This is a genomic window from Mycolicibacter senuensis (assembly GCF_003284925.1).
Lineage (GTDB): Bacteria > Actinomycetota > Actinomycetes > Mycobacteriales > Mycobacteriaceae > Mycobacterium > Mycobacterium algericum_A.
Map to the genome: position 1 here is coordinate 1 of NZ_QMEX01000040.1, position 18,004 is coordinate 18,004.

Here is an 18,004-nt window from a genome sequence, read left to right on the forward strand (position 1 = left end):
GCCGGGGTGGCCGTTGGGCCGCTCGGTCTTGCCACCGACCGCGATCCCGGCAACGCTGACCGGGCGGTCGGCTTCCTCACCCCGCCGCACGATCATGGCGGCCCGATGCTGCTCTGCCACCGTCAGCGCGTCGTGAGCCGCGTGGGCAAGATCGCCGGCGCTGCTGTAGCGGTCCCACGGGTTCTTCGCCATGCCGCGGGCCACCACCTGATCCAGGGCTATCGGCACGACGCCCGGCCGCAGCTGACTGGGCCGCGGCGGGGGCTCCATCAGGTGCGCGGTGATCAGCCGCTCGACGCTGTCAACCCGGAACGGCGGCACACCGGTCAGGCACTCATTGAGCACACAGGCCAGTGAATAGATGTCTGACCGGTAGGTGACCTCGTCGGCGCCGAACCGTTCCGGGGCCATGTACTTGTAGGTACCCACCGCGGTACCGGTCTGGGTCAATCCGGGATCGGTCGCGGCGCGTGCGATACCGAAGTCGACCAGATAAGCGAAATCGCGGTGGGTGATCAGGATGTTCTCCGGCTTGACGTCGCGGTGCGTCACGCCGTTGCCGTGGGCAGCGTCGAGCGCGGCGGCCACCTGGTCGATGATGGCCACCGCTCGTGCCGGGTTCATCGGGCCGGACCGCCGCAGCACCGCGGCCAGGTCATCGCCGTCGACCAACTGCATGGCAACGAACATCTGGCCGTCGATCTCGCCGTAGTCGTGGATGGGCACCACGTGCGGTTCCCTGAGCTGGCCCGCCGCGTCCGCCTCCCGTTGCATGCGGGCCCGAAACATCGGGTCACCCGACAGCGGCGGCGAGATCAGCTTCAGTGCGACCGACCGATGCTTGCGGACGTCTTCGGCTTCATAGACCTCGCCCATCCCGCCACGACCCAGCAGCCGCAGCAGCAGGTACGGCCCGAATTGCGTCCCTACCAGCGAACCCGCCTCACGACTGTCCACGACACTCCCTCCGACCCGGTCATGCCGATGGCACCGGCGTGACCCGCTCTGCAGCACGACTGCAGCGACCTCCCAGATGAAGGGCAGGTTAACCAGAGGTTACCGGCGAATCTTAAGGTAGGGCTACATTCCTGGTCAGAACGAAATTCAGATGAACCACGAATTCGTACCGGCAACACCAACCGCGGGGCCGCCGACGCAACCGGAGACGGCCGGCTATTGGATGGCGTCGATCGCCGTCCGCAATTTCGCCCGGAACGAATCCGGTAGCGGTATGTAGCCGTACTGATCCAAATCCTCCTGGCCGGCGCCGATCGCCGCGCTCATGAACGCCTTCACCGCCTGCCCGCTCGAGGCGTTGGGGTACTTCGAGCACACGATCTCGTAGGTCACCAGCACGATCGGGTAGGCCCCGGCGTCAGTCGGCTTATAGAACGATGACGTGTCGACCACCAAATCGTTGCCCTCGCCGATGAACTTGGCACCGGCAATGGTTTTCTCCACCGAGTCGGTCGAGATCGTCACCGGTTCCGGGCCCGCCGAAGTGATGACCCGGGCCATTTTCAACTGCCGCCCCACTGCAAAAGACCATTCGTTATAGGTAATCGAGCCCTCGGTGCTGCGCAGTAGCGCTGAAGTCCCGTCGTTACCGGTCGCCCCGACGCCGACACCACCGTTAAAAGTTTTACCGGCGCCCCTGCCCCAAGCGCCATCGGAGGCAGCGTCGAGATACTTCTGAAAATTGTCGGTGGTCCCTGACGAGTCACCGCGGAACAACACATGGATCGGCTCCGCCGGTAGCCGGACGTCCTTGTTGAGAGCCCGCAGCGCGGGATCGTCCCAGCTGGTGATGGTGCCGTTGAAGATCTTCGCCAGCGTCGGCCCGTCCACGGCGAGATCACCGACGCCACTGACGTTGTAGGTGACCGCGATCGGACCGAACACTGTGGGCAGATGCCATGCCGGCGAACCACAGCGGGCCGCTACCCGTTGCGGCTCGCCCGTCGACGGGTCCAGCGGGGAGTCGGACCCGGCCAGCTCGGTGTGGCCACTGGCGAACTGTGCCACCCCCGTGCCGGAGCCGTTGGCGCGATAGTCCAACGTGTAGTCCGGACAGGCCCGTATGTAGGCATAGACGAACTGCTCGATGGCATGGGCCTGGGCGGTCGAACCGCTGGCGAGCAGCTTCTTCTTTCCACCACACTGCACCGATATATCCGAGGCGGAGTCCGACTTCGTCGAGCCGCCACAGCCCGCGACCAGCAGCAGAGTTGTCACCATCAGGCTCAACGCGATGCGGAATCGATTGGACTTCACACGCATTCCTCCCGACGGCGCTGGTCACTACACCGTAGTCGATCTCGGTGTCGAAAATACCGGCTACATAGGCAACCGTTCGCCTTACGGTCAGCCGTGCGGGTGCGGGGTCAGCCGAACCGGCCCGAGATATAGTCCTCGGTCTCCTTGCAGCTGGGATTGGAGAAAACCTTCTCGGTGCCGTCGATCTCGATCAGCCGGCCCGGTTTGCCCACTGCCTCGAGGTTGAAAAACGCGGTCTGGTCACTTACCCGGGCAGCCTGCTGCATGTTGTGGGTGACGATGACGATGGTGTAGTCCTGCTTGAGTTGAGCGATCAACTCTTCGATGGCCATCGTCGAGATCGGGTCCAGCGCCGAGCAGGGCTCGTCCATCAACAGCACATCGGGTTGCACCGCGATGGCCCGGGCAATGCACAATCGCTGCTGCTGCCCGCCCGACAGCCCGCCCCCGGGCCGGTCCAGCCGGTCCTTCACCTCGTTCCACAGGTTGGCGCCGCGCAGCGAATGCTCCGCGGTCTCGTCGAGCAGCTTGCGGTTGCGAACACCCTGCAACTTCAGCCCGGCGACCACGTTGTCGCGGATCGACATGGTGGGGAACGGATTCGGACGCTGGAAGACCATCCCGATGGCCTTCCGCACCCCGACCGGATCGATCGACGGGCCGTAGATGTCCTCACCGTCGAGCAGCACCGACCCGTCGACCCGGGCGCCGGAGATGACCTCGTGCATCCGGTTCAAGGTGCGCAACACCGTCGACTTACCGCATCCGGACGGTCCGATGAACGCGGTCACGCTGCGCGGGGCGACCGACAGCGTCACGTCGGCAACGGCATGGAAGGCCCCGTAATAGATGTTGAGATCGGTCAGGTCCAACCTTTTGGCCACCGTGCAGCACTCCTAATTATTCTTCTCCCACCGCTTCGGGCTGGATTGCCGTCAGACTAGAACTTTTTGGGCGCGAACACCCGCGCTCCGAACCTGGCCGCGATGTTCAGTATCGCTATTAGGACAATCAGCGTCAGCGCGGCACCCCAGAGACGGTCGGTGGGAACCGCGCTGGTGCCCGCGCCCGCCGACGTCTGGTCGTACATCATGCCCGGCAGCGACCCCATGAAGCCATGGAACATGTCGAAGTTGATCGCCTGCGAATAGCCGACCAGGATCAGCAGCGGCGCCGTCTCGCCCATTACCCGGGCCAGCGCCAGCAGGATCCCGGTGATGATGCCCGACAGCGCGGTCGGGATCACGATGCTGACGATGGTCTTCCATTTCGGCGCGCCCAGTGCGTAACTGGCCTCTCGCAGATCCATCGGAATGATCCGGAGCATCTCTTCGGTGGCCCGGACGATCACCGGCACCATCAGCAGCACCAACGACAGCGACACCGCGAAACCGGAGCGGTGGAAGCCCAGCGTCGCCACCCACAGCGCGTAGATGAACAGCGCCGCCACGATCGACGGGACCCCGGTCAAGATGTCGACCATGAACGTCGCAAGCTTGCCGAGCCGGGTGTCGGCACCGTACTCGACGAGATAGATCGCCACGAAAATGCCCAGTGGGATCGACAGCGCCGCGCACACCAGTCCCTGCAACAGGGTTCCCACGATCGCGTGGTAGGCGCCGCCCCCGGCCGCGAACGCTGTCATCCCGGCCTGCGAATTCGTCCACCAGACACTGGAACTGACCGCCCCGAACCCGCGTTCGAACACCGAGTACATCACCCAGATCAGCGGCACCAGCGCGACCCCCATCGCGAGGGTGACCAACAGCGTCGCGATGGCGTTGGCCACCCGGCGACGCAGGCCCACCGTCGCGAAGGTCCGCTCCTTGACGGGTCGATCCAGCAGCGCGGTCATCAGTGCACCTTCTTCGTGATGGCCGCACGTGCCAACGCGTTGACAACCAGGGTCAGCACGAACAGCACCAGTCCGGCCGCGATGTAGGCGCCGGCCTTGTACTGATCGTTGAACTCCGATGCGGTGGCGGCGATCTTGGTGGCGAAGGTGTAGCCGCCGTCGAACAGCGACCAGTTGAACGTCGTCTGGGTGGCCCGCAGAATGATCAACAACGCGACCGTCTCACCGAGCGCACGGCCCAGCCCCAGCATCGCGGCACTGATGTAACCGGACCGCCCGAACGGCAACATCACCACCTTGACCACTTCCCAGCGAGTCGCACCCAGCGCCAGCGCGGCCTCGACCTGGCCCCGGGGGGTCTGAGCCAGCACCTCCCGGGTGACCGCGGTGATGATCGGCAGGATCATCACCGCCAGCACGATCCCGCCGGTGAAGACCGTACCGCCGCCGGCGACGGAGGCGTTGCCGGTGGCGAACAGGAAGAACCCACCGAGATTGTCGTTGAGCCACTGCGCCGTGCCCCGCAGCTGCGGCGCCAGCACGTACAGCCCCCACGCGCCATAGATGATCGACGGCACGGCCGCCAACAACTCGACCATGTAGGCGAGCGGTCCGACGAGCCGCCGGGGGGCGTACTCGGCGAGGTAAATCGCGACACCGAGCGCCACCGGCATGGCCAGCAGCAGGGCGAACACCGAGACGAACACCGTCACCTGCAAGAGCTCGGCGACGCCGAAATGCATGGCGGAGGTGTCGGTGGTGACCCAGTTGCCGCCGTAGGTGAAGAAGTTCTCCTTGTTGCGTTGCAACGCCGGGACGGCACGCAGCAGCAGGAAGCCGCCGACGGCGGTGATCAAGACGACGATCAACACGCCGGAACCCTCGGCCACCCACCGGAACAGCCGGTCGGTCAGGGAACCCGTGCCGGAGCGCCTCGTCGACGGAGTCAGCGGCGACTTGTGCGCCACCGCTGACTCCGCCGCGCTGAAACTCGACGACTCGGCGATACTAGACACCCCTTCGGTTGCGCGGTGCCGCTACTGAATCGCGTCGATAGCGCTACTCAGTCGCCGCTTGAGCTGGTCGGGCAACCGGACATAGCCAGCGTCCGCCAGCCCTTCCTGACCGGTGGTCGACGCCGCCTTCAGAAATGACTTCACGCCCGCCGCCGTATCCGCGTCGTAGCCCTTGGAGCAGACGATCTCATAGGTCACCAACACTAGTGGGTAGGCAGCGGCCTGCTTGGTCCCGTAGAGCGACCGCAGGTCCAGTCGCATGTCATTGCTGTCCTCGGTCACGAACCCGGCGGACTGGATCGCCGCGCCGGCCGCCTCGTCGGTGGCGGCGACCACGCCGGCACCCGAGTCGATCATCGCCGACCGCAGGTTCGCCTGGTCGGCGAAGCCCTTCTCGACGTAACCGATGGCGCCGGGCGTGCTCTGCACAGCCTGCACCACGCCGGCCGATTTCTGCGCGCCCTCACCGACGCCGCCCTGGAATTCGCTGCCGTCGCCCCTGGTCCAGGCCTGCGGCGCAGCGGCACTGAGGTACTTCTGGAAGTTGTCGGTGGTCCCCGAGGAGTCCGACCGGTAGATCGGCGTGATGGCGATCGCGGGCAGCTCCACGCCCGGGTTCAGGGCGACCAGCGCGGGGTCGTCCCAGCTGGTGATCGATCCGCTGAAGATGCGGGCCAGCACGTCCGCGTTGAGCACCAGGTGCTCCACCCCGTCGAGGTGGTAGGCCATGCTGATCGGGCCGAACACCAGCGGCAGATGCCACGCGGGATTTCCGTGGCAGCGGGCGGCGGCCTGTTCGACCTGCGCCTCGCTCAGCGGCGAATCGGACCCGGCGAAATCGACGTGCCCGGCGATGAACTGCTCCCGGCCGGCACCGGACCCGGTCGGGTTGTACGACAGGTTCTTGCCCGCGCACTCCTTGCCCCACACCTGGTTGAACACCGCGATCGCGTTCTGTTGGGCCGTCGAACCCTCGGCGGTCAGCGTGCTCTTGCCGGCACACTCGGCGGATCCCGATGCGCCGGCGCCGGCAGCGCCACCGGAGTTGTCGTCACTGCCGCAGCCGCTCAGTGCCAGCCCCAGGGTCGCCGCCAACAGGGCAGCACCCGCCGTTGTGGGTTTCATCGCTCCTCGCTTCCTCGCTCAGGTTCAAATCCCCCCGGAACGTATGCGGCACTTATGGATGGGAACCGCATGGCAGGTGAACGGGCGGTGAATAGATCGCCGACCGGTCAACCTCCCTCCACCCGGGCGTAGGCCGTGTCGACGCTGTGCACGGCGAAGTCCAGCTGCCGGTAGGTTCGCAACGCTGCGGTGTTGTCCGCCTCAACGTAGAGCAGCACGGTCGGCGCGTCGAGGTCGGCGAGTTCCCGGGCCAGGTGAGCCAGGCCCACCTCGGTGAGCACCCGGCCCAGGCCGCGGCCCCGAGCGGCCGGATCGACCCCGACGACGTAGACCTCCCCGACGGGTTCGGCGCCGGCGGTGCCGGGGTGGATCTTGGTCCAGTGGAATCCCAGCAGCGTCTGGTCGTCGATCTCTTGAGTGTCTGGGAAGGCCAGAAATAGCCCGTGCGGATCGAACCAGCCCTCGGCCCGACGTTCGGCCAGGTCCGCCGCCGTCCAGCCGCCCTGTTCGGGATGCCAGGCGAAGGCGGCGTTGTTGACGCGCAGCAATTCGGCGTCGTCGGCTGCGCCCGCATAGCTGCGGATCACCACCCCGGCCGGAATCGACGGCTCGGAGATCCCGCGTAACGACCGGCGCATCTGCAGCAGCTCGCGCACCACGACCAGTTGCAGCGCCGCGGCGGTGGCCCGAGCGCCCGGCAGCGTGCCGTGCGCCCAGAACCGGGCTCGTCCTCGGCTCTTCGCCAGCGCGGCGCGAACCATGGCGGAGCCGATACCGCGCCGCCGGGCGTGCGGCGCCACCACCAACTCGGCCATCGGAGCGGTGTCGTCCGGCGGCGCACTCAGGTTCAGGTAGCCCAGCAACCCGTCGGCGCCCGCGGTGACCAGGTGTCCGCTGCGGGTACCGGGGAGCTCGCGCAGCACCTGCTCCCCGACCGGCTCGACGCCGTCATGGTGCGCTGCGGCGGCGATCAATTCCCGAACCTGCCGCTGCTCGTCCTCGTCGAGCGCGGCGCGCCATCCCGGTGTGCTCACTGACTGGCCAGCGACTCGGACGCACCGTCACCGGCGGGGTCGGCGCCGCCGTCGGCCGCGAGATCCTCGCCCACCTCGGCTTCGTCGCCCGATGCGCCCGCCGGTTTGCCCCGAACCGGCCGGACCGCCTTGTAGCCGACATTGCGCACCGTGCCGATGAGCGACTCGTATTCGGGCCCGAGTTTGGCCCGCAGTCGCCGGACGTGCACGTCGACGGTGCGGGTGCCCCCGAAGAAGTCGTACCCCCACACCTCCTGCAGCAGTTGCGCCCGGGTGAATACCCGGCCGACGTGCTGGGTGAGATATTTGAGCAGCTCGAATTCCTTGTAGGTCAAGTCCAGCGGCCGGCCGCGCAACCGCGCGGTGTAGGTGGCCTCGTCGATCACCAGCTCGCCCAGCTTGGTCTGACCGGAGGCCTGGTCAGCGGTTGGGGCGGCGCGCCGACCGGTCAACAACCGCAACCGGGCGTCGACCTCGGCGGGTCCGGTGCCCGGCAGCAGGATCTCGTCGATTCCCCATTCGGCGTTGACGGCCACCAGCCCGCCCTCGGTCACCACCGCAATCACCGGCACCGAACCGGCGGTGGTGCTCAGCAGCCGGCAGAGCCCGCGGGCCCCCGCCAGGTCGGTGCGGGCATCGACGATCACCACCTCCGCCGAACCGGCCTCCAGCAGCGCGGAGACCTCCGGCGGCGCTGTGCGCACGGTGTGTGCCAGCAGCGACAGCGACGGCAGCACCACTTCCGGGTGCAGGTCAGCGGTCAACAGCAGTAGCTCCAACGTGGTCCTCCAGCGTCCCGGGTGATCTAACGATAGCGTGCGACCTGCCAGAATGACCGGGTGCGCAGGGTGCTTATCGGGATATCGGCCGTGATCGCGGCGGTGGCGGTCACAGCTGGCGGGGTCGACTTCGGGATCAGCGTCTACGCCGAATACCAGTTGTCCCGGGCGGTGCGCCGGGCCACCGACCTCGGATCCGACCCCTTCGTCGCGATCCTGGGGTTTCCGTTCATCCCGCAGGCACGGCGGGATCACTACGACGAAGTGGAGATCAAAGCCCCTGCCGTCGAGCAGCCGATGGTCGGAAAGGCGATGCTGGAGGCCACCATGCATTCGGTCGACCTGAGTGAGGCGTCCTGGCGATTCCGGCCGGGCGCCAAGATCTCGGTCGCCAAACTGGAGAGCCGGATCATCATCGGTTCGGTGTACCTGGGTCGCTATCTGGGCATCCGCGACCTGATGGTGGAGGCACCGCCGGACGAGACCAATGACGCGACCGGCGGCACCACCGAGTCGGGCATCTCCAGCAATCAGGGCCTGGTGTTCACCGGCACGCCTGCCGGCTACGGCAAGCGAGTGAGCGTGGCGGTGGACCTTTCGGTCGGCGGCACTGACCACAGCACGCTGGTGATCACCCCGACCGCGGTGCTCACCGGTCCCGACACCGCCGACCAGCACGTTCCCGAGGACCAGCGGGCCGTGGTGCTGGCGGCGTTCCACGGCAGCGTGCCGCAGCAGCGACTCCCGTTCGGGTTGGTGCCGACCAGCCAGGGGGCCCGCGGCTCCGATGTGATCATCGAGGGCATCGCCGAGGACATGACCGTCACCCTGCCGGAGTTCCGCCCGCGGTGAGCGCGATCGCGTTGCTCACCGGCCTGCTCCTGGCGGGCGTCATCGGGTGGTGGATGAGCCGGCGGGCCGGGGCGCTCAGGGCGGTGGCGGCCACCGCCCCGGGGATCGACGCCGACGACGGCGGTGCTGCGTTTCTCGGGCTACCGCCCGGCCGCCCGACGGTGGTGCATTTCTCCGCGCCGTGGTGCGGACCCTGCGCCGGCGTGCGGCGGGTGGTCGAAACGGTCTGCGATGAGCTGGGCGGCCCGGAAGAGATAGCGCATCGCGAAGTCGACATAGACGCCAACCCCGCTGCGGCGCGGCGGTTCTCGGTGCTGTCGTTGCCCACCACGCTGATCTTCGACGCCGGCGGCCGGCAGCGCTACCGGGCCGCCGGTGTGCCGACGGCCGCTGCGCTGCGGTCGGCGCTGGAACCGCTATTGGCTTGAACGCCCCGGCATTGGGTAGGCTGTTCGTCGTGTTCGCCCGCCTTGAGCTTGTGCTCACCAAGCGTCGCGCAGTCGATCTGTGCCGCACCGCGGGCTGCTGCTGTTGTCGTTGTCGCTGAGTAGCCGCGTTCTCGCGTCGCTCTGGGAGCCGCCCGGTGAATCCGTGGCATGTCTCCACCCAGCCATTCGCCACGACAGCCAGGGAGCAACACCATGCCGGACACCTCCGCCGACACCGGGCAGGTAGACGTCCGGGGTCCCCGGTTCAGCGCCTGGATCACCACCGCGGTGCTGGCAGCCGTGCTGCTCACCTTCCAGGTCAGCCCGGCCGGTGCGGCCGTCTTGCTGTCCGGCCAGGCGGTGGTGTTCGCGATCGGCGCGGTGGCCGGCCCCCGGCGCCACCCCTACGGTGTGCTGTTCGCCCGACTGGTGGCGCCGCGGCTGAGTCCGGCCAGCGCGCGTGAGCCGGTGGCTCCGCTGAAATTCGCCCAGCTCGTCGGCCTGGTTTTCGCCCTGATCGGACTCGCCGGTTTCGCTGCCGCCGCAGTGGTGGGAATCATCGCGACGACCGTTGCGCTGGCGGCGGCCTTCCTCAACGCGGCCTTCGGCAGCTGCCTGGCCTGTCAGCTTTACCCGCTCGTCGCCCGCCTGCGCCCGACGGCGGCATGACCGCAGCGGCCGCTTCGAATCACCGAAAGGATGCCCGCCATGGCTCGCTCTGACGTCCTGGTCTCCACCGACTGGGCCGAGAGCAATCTCGACGCGACGAGCACCGTCTTCGTCGAAGTCGATGAAGACACCAGCGTCTACGACACCAACCACATCCCCGGCGCGGTCCGGCTGGACTGGCGAACGGACCTGCAGGACCCGGTCCGTCGCGACGTGGTCGACGCCGCCGGATTCTCCAAACTGCTCTCGGAACGCGGTGTCGGCAACGACGACACGGTGATCCTCTACGGCGGCAACAACAACTGGTTCGCCGCGTTCGCCTACTGGTACTTCAAGCTCTACGGCCACGAATCGGTCAAACTGCTCGACGGTGGCCGCAAAAAGTGGGAGCTTGAGGGGCGCCCGCTCTCCGGTGAGCAGGTCACCCGTCCGGCCACGTCCTACGCGGCCAAGCCGCTCGATGAGTCACTGCGGGCGCGGCGCGACGAGGTGATCGCCGCGATCAACACCAAGAACCTCATCGACGTGCGCTCCCCGGAGGAGTTCTCCGGCAAGATCCTGGCGCCGGCGCACCTGCCCCAGGAGCAGAGCCAGCAGCGCGGCCACATCCCCGGCGCGATCAACGTGCCGTGGAGCCGCACCGCCAATGAAGACGGCACCTTCAAGTCCGACGAGGAGCTGGCCAAGCTGTACGCCGAGGCCGGCCTGGACGGCGAGAAGGAGACCATCGCGTACTGCCGGATCGGTGAGCGCTCCTCGCACACCTGGTTCGTGCTGCACGAACTTCTCGGATACCGGAATGTCAAGAACTACGACGGCAGTTGGATGGAATACGGCTCCCTGGTGGGCGCCTCGATCGAATTGGGAAGCTGATATGTGCTCTGGACCGAAACAAGGACTCGTCTTGCCGGCCAACGTCGACCTGGAGAAGGAGACGGTGATCACGGGCCGCGTGGTGGACAGCTCCGGTGCGACCGTCGGGGGCGCCTTCGTGCGACTGCTGGACTCCTCCGACGAATTCACCGCGGAGGTGGTCGCATCGGCGACCGGCGACTTCCGGTTCTTCGCCGCACCGGGCCTGTGGACGGTGCGGGCACTGTCCTCGGCGGGCAACGGTGACGCCGTGGTGTCACCGTCGGGCGCGGGTCTGCACGAGGTCGACATCAAAGTCGCCTGACGACTCGCGATAGACTGCCCCCGTGGTGCTGTTCTTCGAGTTGATGCTGGTGGCGGCTACGGGCCTGATCACCTGGTTTGCGCTGTACACGCTGTATCGGCTGATCACCGACGAGATGTGAGCGCCCCAGACGGTGACCCGCAGGGCGGCGGCAGCCGTCCGGTCATCCCCGGTTCCGGCGACCGTGCGATAGCCGCGGCTGCCGAACGGGCCGGCCAGACCGCCTCCCGCAACATCCCGGTGTTCGAGGACCTTCCGGTCAGCGACACCGCCAACCTTCGCCAAGGCGCCGATCTGCACGACGCCCTGTTGGCACTGCTGCCGTTGGTCGGGGTGTGGCGGGGCGAAGGCGTAGGCCACCATGCCGACAGTGACTACCGGTTCGGCCAGCAGATCGTGGTCTCCCACGACGGCGGTGACTACCTGAACTGGGAGGCGCGGTCCTGGCCGCTCGATGATGCCGCCGAGCTCACCGGGTCGGCCCTGCGGGAAACCGGCTTCTGGCGTTTCAACAGTGATCCCGACGATCCGGAGGAGTCGCAGGCGATCGAGTTGCTGCTGGCGCACTCGAGCGGCTACGTGGAGTTGTTTTACGGGCGTCCGCACGGTCCGGCGTCCTGGGAGTTGGTCACCGATGCCCTGGCACGCAGTAGGTCCGGTGCGTTGACCGGCGGCGCGAAGCGGCTCTATGGAATCGTTGCGGACGGCGACCTGGCCTACGTGGAGGAGCGGGTGGGCGCCGACGGCGAACTGGTGCCGCATCTTTCGGCCCGGTTGGCCCGCTTCGTCGGCTGATCGGCCGCGGCGTCAGCGGCCGATGGCCTGGTCCACCAGCCCGCTGAACTCTTCGCCGGGCATTCGCGGGTTGAGCACCCGGCCGTCAAGGGTGTTCACCCGCGCAGCCAGCGTGATGCTTGAGACCAGCCAGATGTCTTGCGCGGCAACAAGGTCCGCGACGCGCAGCGGCACGTACTCGCAGCGGTAGCCCGCGCCACGCGCCACCTCGAACAGCGCCTCGGCGGTAGTGCCGCGCAGGATCGGCTGCGACGAGGGCGGGGTGATCAACCGCCCCGGTTCCACCAGGATGACGGTGGAGCGCGGGCCTTCCAGGACGAAGCCGTCGGAGCTGACGAAGATCACGTCGTCGGCGCCCTGCCGGGCGGCGTGGCGCAGCGCCGCCATGTTGACCGCATACGACAGGGTCTTGGCGCCGGCCAGCAGCCACGGCATCGGCTCTCCGTGCGCCGGCATACCGCGGTCCAGGGTCAGCGCCGTCACGCCCGCTTGCCGTGCCGCGGTGATGCGGGCCGGCAGCGGCGTGATCATCACGTATGCGGTTGGCTGCGGCTCATTTTGGGAGCCACTTTCCCGGCCGCGACTGTAGATCAGCCGCAGTGCCGCCTCGCCGGCCGTTGTCCACTGCCGCACCGCCGTATCGATGGCGCTTCGCCACGCGGCCAGATCCGGCGCGGGCAGATCCATCAGCTCCGCCGAGCGGGCCAGTCGCTGCAGGTGGGCGTCGAGCAGACAGACCGAACCCTCGCGCACCAGCAGCGTTTCGAAGACCCCGTCGCCGCGCAACACCGCCAGGTCGTCCGCGTGCAACAACGGGCGGTCCGCGGCCACCGGGCCGCCGCCCACGGTGACGATGGTCACGGCGTCATCGGCGGGCATAGACCCTGAGCGTAGCGGCTCCGTAGAGTTGACCTGTGCCTGCCGTCCCCGCCCCCGATCCCGGGCCCGACGCCGGTGCGATCTGGCACTACGGCGATCCGTTCGGCGAACAGCGGTGCGCCCAAACCGAAGCCGTCGTGGTGGATCGTTCGCATCGCGCGGTGCTCACCGTGAGCGGCCCGGAGCGCCAGACGTGGCTGCACACGCTGTGCACCCAGCACGTCGCCGAGCTGGCTGACGGCGCGACTACCGAGAACCTGACCCTGGACGGCAACGGCCGCATCACCAATCACTGGGTGCAGACCGAGCTGGGCGGGCGCACCTACCTCGACACCGAGCCGTGGCTGGGCGATCCGCTGACCGAACACCTTCGCAAGATGGTGTTCTGGGCCGACGTGACGATCCAACCGGCAGATCTCGCGGTGCTGTCACTGCGGGGCCCCCGCCTCGCCGACCCCGCGGTGCTCGACGCACTGGGCGTCTCCGCGCCGCCCGGCGAGGCCGCGGTGGCGATCGGTGACGCCGACGGCTTCGTGCGCCGTGGCCTCGGCGAGCACACGCTGGAGCTGCTGGTGCCGCGCGCCGAGAAGGGCGACTGGCAGCGCCGGCTGGCGCATGCCGGGGTGAAGCCGGCCGGTATCTGGGCCTACGAGGCCGAGCGGGTGGCGGCGCGGCGGCCGCGGCTGGGACTGGACACCGACGAGCGCAGCATCCCCCACGAGCTGAACTGGATCGGCGGTCCCGGCGTCGGCGCGGTGCACCTGGACAAGGGGTGCTACAGCGGGCAGGAGACCGTGGCGCGGGTGCACAACCTGGGCAAGCCGCCTCGGATGCTGGTGCTGCTGCATCTGGACGGATCGGTGGACCGGCCGTCGACCGGCGATCCGATCACCGCAGGCGGGCGCCCGGTCGGCCGGCTGGGCACCGTGGTGGACCACTTCGAGCTGGGCCCGATCGCACTGGCACTGCTCAAGCGCGGACTGTCGGCCGAAACACCCCTGTCGACCGGGCCCGCGGGGGAGGTCAGCGCGGTGATCGATGCCGAATCGATGCCGCCGCCGGATGCGCCGGGCGCGGGGCGGATCGCCGTCGACCGACTGCGCGGCCGGGCCTGATCCCGGAGTTGACGGGCGTCACACCTGACAGGCCTGGTCGGCAGTCGCGCGCGCGGCACGGTAAGCTGTCGGCAGGACAATACACACACTCAGATCGGAGCCGCCTGCTTTTTGGGGCCGCTCCGTTATTGCGCAAGGGGGTCCCCCCATGGGCCGCGGCCGGGCTAAGGCGAAGCAGACCAAGGTTGCTCGTGAGCTCAAATACAGCTCACCGACCACCGATTTCACCCAGCTACAACGTGAGCTGGCTGGAGCTGACAAATCCAACCACGACGGCGACGACTCATGGAGCGGCGACGACGACTGGCGTCGCTGAGCCCTGCGGCGAACCGCCGGACGGCCGACGCGTCGGCCCCAGCTTCGCCTCTCCTCCGTCGAGCCTCGCTGAACCGCCCCGGTTGATGCGGCGGTCCCAGCTTCGCCTCTCCTCCGTCGAGCCCCGCTGAACCGCCGGCTTGTCAGAATCTCGGGTGCTGCCCGACGAGCTTGGCGCCGGCACCGGCCTCGGCGCTCTTGCCGGTCTTGGCCACTGTGCCCAGCGGCCAGCAGTCGACATGGCGAGCGGTCAGGATCGCAAGCGCCCGGTCGGTGTCTTCCGGCGCGACGATCGCGACCATGCCGACGCCCAGGTTGAACGTCTTCTCCATCTCGGCCCGGCTCACCCGGCCGCGCTGCGCGATCATGCCGAACACCGGCGCGGGCGTCCAGGTGCCCCGATCCACCTCGGCGATCAAGCCGTCCGGGACGACGCGGGCCAGGTTGCCGGCCAGCCCGCCACCGGTGACGTGACAGAAGGTCCGCACCTGCGTCTCGGCGGCCAGCGCCAGGCAGTCTTTGGCATAGATGCGGGTCGGTTCCAGCAGTTCCTCGCCCAAGGTGCGGCCGAACTCCTCGACATGGCCGGCCAGGTTCATCCGGTCGATGTCGAGCAGCACCGCGCGGGCCAGCGAATAGCCGTTGGAGTGCAGCCCCGAGGAGCCCATCGCGATCAGCACGTCACCGGGGCGAACCCGGTCCGGCCCCAGCACGTCGTCGGCCTCCACCACCCCGACACCGGTCGCGGAGATGTCGTAGTGATCCGGTTCCATCAGGCCGGGGTGTTCGGCGGTCTCGCCGCCCAGCAGCGCACAACCGGCCTGCACGCAACCTTCGGCGATACCGGACACGATCGCGCTGACGCGTTCGGGCACGGTGCGGCCGACAGCGATGTAGTCCTGCAGGAACAGTGGCTCGGCACCGCACACCACCAGGTCGTCGACCACCATCGCGACCAGATCGATGCCGACGGTGTCGTGCTTGTCCATCGCCTGGGCGATCGCCAGCTTGGTCCCCACCCCGTCCGTGGACGACGCCAGCAGCGGCTCGCGGTAATCGTTGCGCAGGGCGAACAGCCCGGCAAACCCGCCGAGCCCGCCGCGCACCTCCGGCCGGGTCGCCCTGGCGGCCAGCGGCTTGAACAGTTCGACAGCCCGGTCACCGGCCTCGATGTCCACACCGGCCGAAGCGTAGGTGACGCCCTGGGCGCTCGAATGTGCTGCGGGATCCGTCATCGCGGTAAGGCTACCGTGCTCGCGCGTGCCGCGGTCACGCCCTGTTGTGTCGGACCTGGTTGAACGGGACGCCGCGATCGGCGGCGTGTTCACGGGGCAGGCCCAGGACCCGCTCGGCGATGACGTTGCGGGCCATCTCGTTGCTGCCGCCGCCGAGCGCCACCGTCTGGCGGGACAGGTACCGTTTTCCGACCTTGAGCAACTGCGCGTCGTCGTCGACGACGCCGAGCGGGCCGGCGACCTCGGTGGCGGTGTCGACCTCCAGGAAGGTGACGTCGGAATGGAACAGCCGGATGAGCGAGCCCGCGGCGGGCGGCAGCGCCCCGGTGCGCATCGCACGCCCGACATGGTCGACGAGACAGTCGCGGACCATCCGTCGGGCAAGCACCCGGCCGACCTTGTCCTGGGTCAACGGGTCGTCGGCGGTCCCGGCTTCGGCGGCCAGGGTGAGGAAGTCACCGGCGGCCATCTCGGTGCGTTCGGCGCCGCGGCCGCTGGCGAACTCCGAGCCCTGTCCGACCGCACGCCGCTCGTGGAACAACAGTCGGGAGGCGACGTCCCAGCCCTTGTTGACCTCACCGACCACCGCGTCATCACCGAGCCGCAGCCCGTCGAAGAACTCCTCGCAGAACTCGTTGGATCCGTCCACCTGTTCGATGCGCCGCAGTGTGACGCCGGGCGCGTCGATCGGCATGAGGAACATGGTCAGGCCCTCGTGCTTGGGCACCGTCGCGTCCGTGCGGGCCAGCAGCAGCCCGTAATCGGCGGCAAAGGCGCTGGTGCTCCAGGTCTTGGCCCCGCTGATCACCCAGCCGTCGCCGTCGCGGTCGGCGCGGGTGATCAGCCCCGCCAGATCCGACCCGCCACTGGGCTCCGACAGCAGTTGGACGAGCACCTCGTCACCGCGTAGCGCGGCGCTGATGTGCTCGCGCTTCTGCTCCTCACTGCCGGTGTCGAGCAGCGTCGCGCAGCAGATGGTGAAGGTCGGGACGTTGAGGATCAACGGCATCTCGTAGCCGTCGGATTCCACGTCGTAAGCCTTCTGATAGCTGATGTCCAGTCCGAGGCCGCCGTATTCGCGCGGGAAGCAGATCCCGGCGAAGCCACCCTCGTAGAGGCGTCGCTGGAGTTCGCGGGCACGCTGCCAGGCGCCCTCGTCGTCACGCCCGTTGCGCGGCGGCTGCTGCGGGTCCAGCCGCGGCATGTTGTCGGCCAGCCAGGCACGCGCCCGGGCGGCGAACTCCGCCACGCTGAGCTCGGTTGCGGCGGTCTGGCTCATGCGGCGGGCTCCGTGGTGTTCGCGGCGGTGAAGATCGCCCGGTGATGCTCGTCCGGAGTGCCGAGCAGGTTGCTGTACAACGTGATCCTCCGCAGATAGACGTGCAGGTCGTGCTCCCAGGTGACGCCGATACCGCCGTGCAGCTGGATGCACTCCTGGACCAGCAGCCCGGCGTGCTCCCCCAGATAGGATTTGGCGGCGCTGGCCCACATCCCGGCGTCCGGGGCTCGCGCGGCGATCTTGTCGACGGCGCCGGCGGTGATGGCGCGTGCCGCGTGCAACCACATGGTCATGTCGGCAAGCCGGTGTTTGAGCGCCTGGTAGGACGCCAGCGGCCGGCCGAAACTGTAGCGGTCCCGACACCACTCGATGGTCAGGGCCAGCACGGCGTCCAGGATCCCGACGGACTCGGCGCACGCCAGCGCGATGCCGACCTGGGTCTGCCGGTCGATGAGGGCGGCGGTGCCCACGACCGCCTCGGCCTCGACGTCGTCGAACTCGATGCGGGCGTACTGCTTCACCAGGTCGACGCAGTTCTGCGGGCGCACCGTCACCCCCGGGGCGTCGGAGCGGATCAGGAACTGTCGCAGCGCGCCGTCGTCGGTGCGGGCCCCGACGAGAATCAGGTCCGCCTGCGCGCCGGCCTCGACCCGGTCCTTGACGCCGTTGAGCCGGTAGCCGGTTCCCCCGGCCTTGGCGGTGGGGGTCGCGGTGGCACTCGGCGCCTGCGGGCGGAAGGCCCGGCCCGGTTCATCCGCGGCCCAGGTGGCCACCTGTTCCCCGGCTACCAGTGCGGCGATGCTCCCGGCGAGGGCCTCGGCGTTGTCGGCGTCGATCAGGCCAGCCAGCACGGTGCTCACCGGGTACAGCGGCCCCGGACCCACCGTGCGCCCGATCGCTTCGGCGATCGCCGCCAGGTCGTGCAGACCGCTTTCCGAGACACTGCCGCCACCGAGCTCCTCGGGCACCAGCAGGCCGGCCCAGCCGAGTTCAGCAGCCCGTTTCCACCACGCCGGGTCATAGGAGCGGCCCTGGGCATGCAACTCGCGTTGCGCGCTGATCGCCGCGGTCTTGTCGAGAAACGCCCGCGCGGTCGCGACGAACAGCTCGCTCTCGGTGGACAACTCGGTCATGTGGTCTCCTCCCGGACGCTAAAGGCCTTGACCGCCAAGCC

General features: G+C 68.4%; 21 protein-coding genes. 9 read left to right on the forward strand and 12 right to left on the reverse strand.

What is annotated here, in order from left to right:
• From DQP56_RS11615 to DQP56_RS11650, 8 genes are all read right to left on the reverse strand, one after another.
• The coding region (locus tag DQP56_RS11615) for a serine/threonine-protein kinase (RefSeq protein WP_435673854.1) at positions 1-957 on the reverse strand (957 nt) is incomplete at its 3' end.
• Between the two features lie 216 nt (positions 958-1,173).
• Positions 1,174-2,274, reverse strand: a complete 1,101-nt coding sequence (gene pstS / locus DQP56_RS11620) for a phosphate ABC transporter substrate-binding protein PstS (protein WP_205868859.1) — start codon at positions 2,272-2,274, stop codon at positions 1,174-1,176.
• Between the two features lie 110 nt (positions 2,275-2,384).
• Positions 2,385-3,161, reverse strand: a complete 777-nt coding sequence (gene pstB, locus DQP56_RS11625) for a phosphate ABC transporter ATP-binding protein PstB (RefSeq protein WP_041318753.1) — start codon at positions 3,159-3,161, stop codon at positions 2,385-2,387.
• A gap of 56 nt (positions 3,162-3,217) precedes the next feature.
• On the reverse strand, positions 3,218-4,132 hold the full coding sequence (gene pstA / locus DQP56_RS11630; RefSeq protein WP_112685555.1) for a phosphate ABC transporter permease PstA: 915 nt from the start codon (positions 4,130-4,132) through the stop codon (positions 3,218-3,220).
• Entirely contained in the window at positions 4,132-5,100 is a 969-nt protein-coding gene (gene pstC / locus DQP56_RS11635) for a phosphate ABC transporter permease subunit PstC (protein WP_234825621.1), read from the reverse strand. The genes pstA and pstC overlap by 1 nt, the downstream gene beginning before the upstream one ends.
• Positions 5,101-5,169: 69 nt before the next feature.
• Positions 5,170-6,273 (reverse strand): phosphate ABC transporter substrate-binding protein PstS, encoded by a 1,104-nt coding sequence (gene pstS, locus DQP56_RS11640; protein WP_112685557.1) that lies wholly within the window; start codon positions 6,271-6,273, stop codon positions 5,170-5,172.
• Positions 6,274-6,380: 107 nt separating this feature from the next.
• A complete protein-coding gene (gene mshD / locus DQP56_RS11645; RefSeq protein WP_112685559.1) occupies positions 6,381-7,307 on the reverse strand; it encodes a mycothiol synthase in 927 nt (308 codons plus the stop codon).
• Entirely contained in the window at positions 7,304-8,086 is a 783-nt protein-coding gene (locus tag DQP56_RS11650) for a winged helix-turn-helix transcriptional regulator (protein ID WP_112685561.1), read from the reverse strand. Before DQP56_RS11650 ends, mshD begins: the two co-directional genes overlap by 4 nt.
• Positions 8,087-8,146: 60 nt before the next feature.
• Here DQP56_RS11650 and lmeA point away from each other — a divergent pair, with 60 nt between their 5' ends.
• The 7 genes from lmeA to DQP56_RS11685 all read left to right on the forward strand — a co-directional run bounded on the left by lmeA (position 8,147) and on the right by DQP56_RS11685 (position 12,007).
• Positions 8,147-8,938 carry a mannan chain length control protein LmeA gene (gene lmeA / locus DQP56_RS11655; RefSeq protein ID WP_112685563.1) on the forward strand — a complete coding sequence of 264 codons (792 nt, stop codon included), beginning with the start codon at positions 8,147-8,149 and terminating at the stop codon, positions 8,936-8,938.
• A gap of 53 nt (positions 8,939-8,991) precedes the next feature.
• Positions 8,992-9,366, forward strand: coding sequence for a thioredoxin family protein (locus DQP56_RS11660; protein ID WP_205868861.1), 375 nt, complete (start codon positions 8,992-8,994; stop codon positions 9,364-9,366).
• Positions 9,367-9,416: 50 nt separating this feature from the next.
• Positions 9,417-9,485, forward strand: a complete 69-nt coding sequence (locus DQP56_RS25755) for a putative leader peptide (protein ID WP_353617130.1) — start codon at positions 9,417-9,419, stop codon at positions 9,483-9,485.
• Positions 9,486-9,579: 94 nt separating this feature from the next.
• Positions 9,580-10,035 carry a DUF4395 domain-containing protein gene (locus tag DQP56_RS11670; RefSeq protein WP_112685569.1) on the forward strand — a complete coding sequence of 152 codons (456 nt, stop codon included), beginning with the start codon at positions 9,580-9,582 and terminating at the stop codon, positions 10,033-10,035.
• A gap of 39 nt (positions 10,036-10,074) precedes the next feature.
• Complete coding sequence (locus DQP56_RS11675; RefSeq protein ID WP_112685571.1) at positions 10,075-10,908, forward strand: sulfurtransferase; 834 nt, start codon at positions 10,075-10,077, stop codon at positions 10,906-10,908.
• 1 nt (position 10,909) lies between these two features.
• Entirely contained in the window at positions 10,910-11,212 is a 303-nt protein-coding gene (locus DQP56_RS11680; protein ID WP_112685573.1) for a DUF1416 domain-containing protein, read from the forward strand.
• A gap of 165 nt (positions 11,213-11,377) precedes the next feature.
• Positions 11,378-12,007: a heme-binding beta-barrel domain-containing protein gene (locus DQP56_RS11685; protein ID WP_112685604.1), complete on the forward strand. Its 630-nt coding sequence runs from the start codon at positions 11,378-11,380 to the stop codon at positions 12,005-12,007.
• A gap of 12 nt (positions 12,008-12,019) precedes the next feature.
• On the opposite strand, the gene DQP56_RS11690 is transcribed toward DQP56_RS11685, so the two are convergent.
• Positions 12,020-12,886, reverse strand: coding sequence for an aminodeoxychorismate lyase (locus DQP56_RS11690; RefSeq protein ID WP_234825622.1), 867 nt, complete (start codon positions 12,884-12,886; stop codon positions 12,020-12,022).
• Positions 12,887-12,921: 35 nt separating this feature from the next.
• On the opposite strand from DQP56_RS11690, the gene ygfZ reads away from it, so the two are divergent.
• Together ygfZ and DQP56_RS11700 are read left to right on the forward strand one after the other, a co-directional pair.
• Complete coding sequence (ygfZ, locus tag DQP56_RS11695) at positions 12,922-14,001, forward strand: CAF17-like 4Fe-4S cluster assembly/insertion protein YgfZ (RefSeq protein ID WP_112685575.1); 1,080 nt, start codon at positions 12,922-12,924, stop codon at positions 13,999-14,001.
• Positions 14,002-14,149: 148 nt separating this feature from the next.
• Positions 14,150-14,317 (forward strand): DUF3073 domain-containing protein, encoded by a 168-nt coding sequence (locus DQP56_RS11700; protein WP_112685577.1) that lies wholly within the window; start codon positions 14,150-14,152, stop codon positions 14,315-14,317.
• 142 nt (positions 14,318-14,459) lie between these two features.
• On the opposite strand, the gene purM is transcribed toward DQP56_RS11700, so the two are convergent.
• From purM to DQP56_RS11715, 3 genes are read right to left on the reverse strand one after another with little or no spacing between them, the layout of a single operon-like run.
• Complete coding sequence (gene purM, locus DQP56_RS11705; protein WP_112685579.1) at positions 14,460-15,551, reverse strand: phosphoribosylformylglycinamidine cyclo-ligase; 1,092 nt, start codon at positions 15,549-15,551, stop codon at positions 14,460-14,462.
• Between the two features lie 34 nt (positions 15,552-15,585).
• On the reverse strand, positions 15,586-16,830 hold the full coding sequence (locus DQP56_RS11710) for an acyl-CoA dehydrogenase family protein (protein ID WP_112685581.1): 1,245 nt from the start codon (positions 16,828-16,830) through the stop codon (positions 15,586-15,588).
• Positions 16,827-17,963, reverse strand: a complete 1,137-nt coding sequence (locus DQP56_RS11715; RefSeq protein ID WP_112685583.1) for an acyl-CoA dehydrogenase family protein — start codon at positions 17,961-17,963, stop codon at positions 16,827-16,829. Before DQP56_RS11715 ends, DQP56_RS11710 begins: the two co-directional genes overlap by 4 nt.
• Between the last annotated feature and the right edge of the window lie 41 nt (positions 17,964-18,004).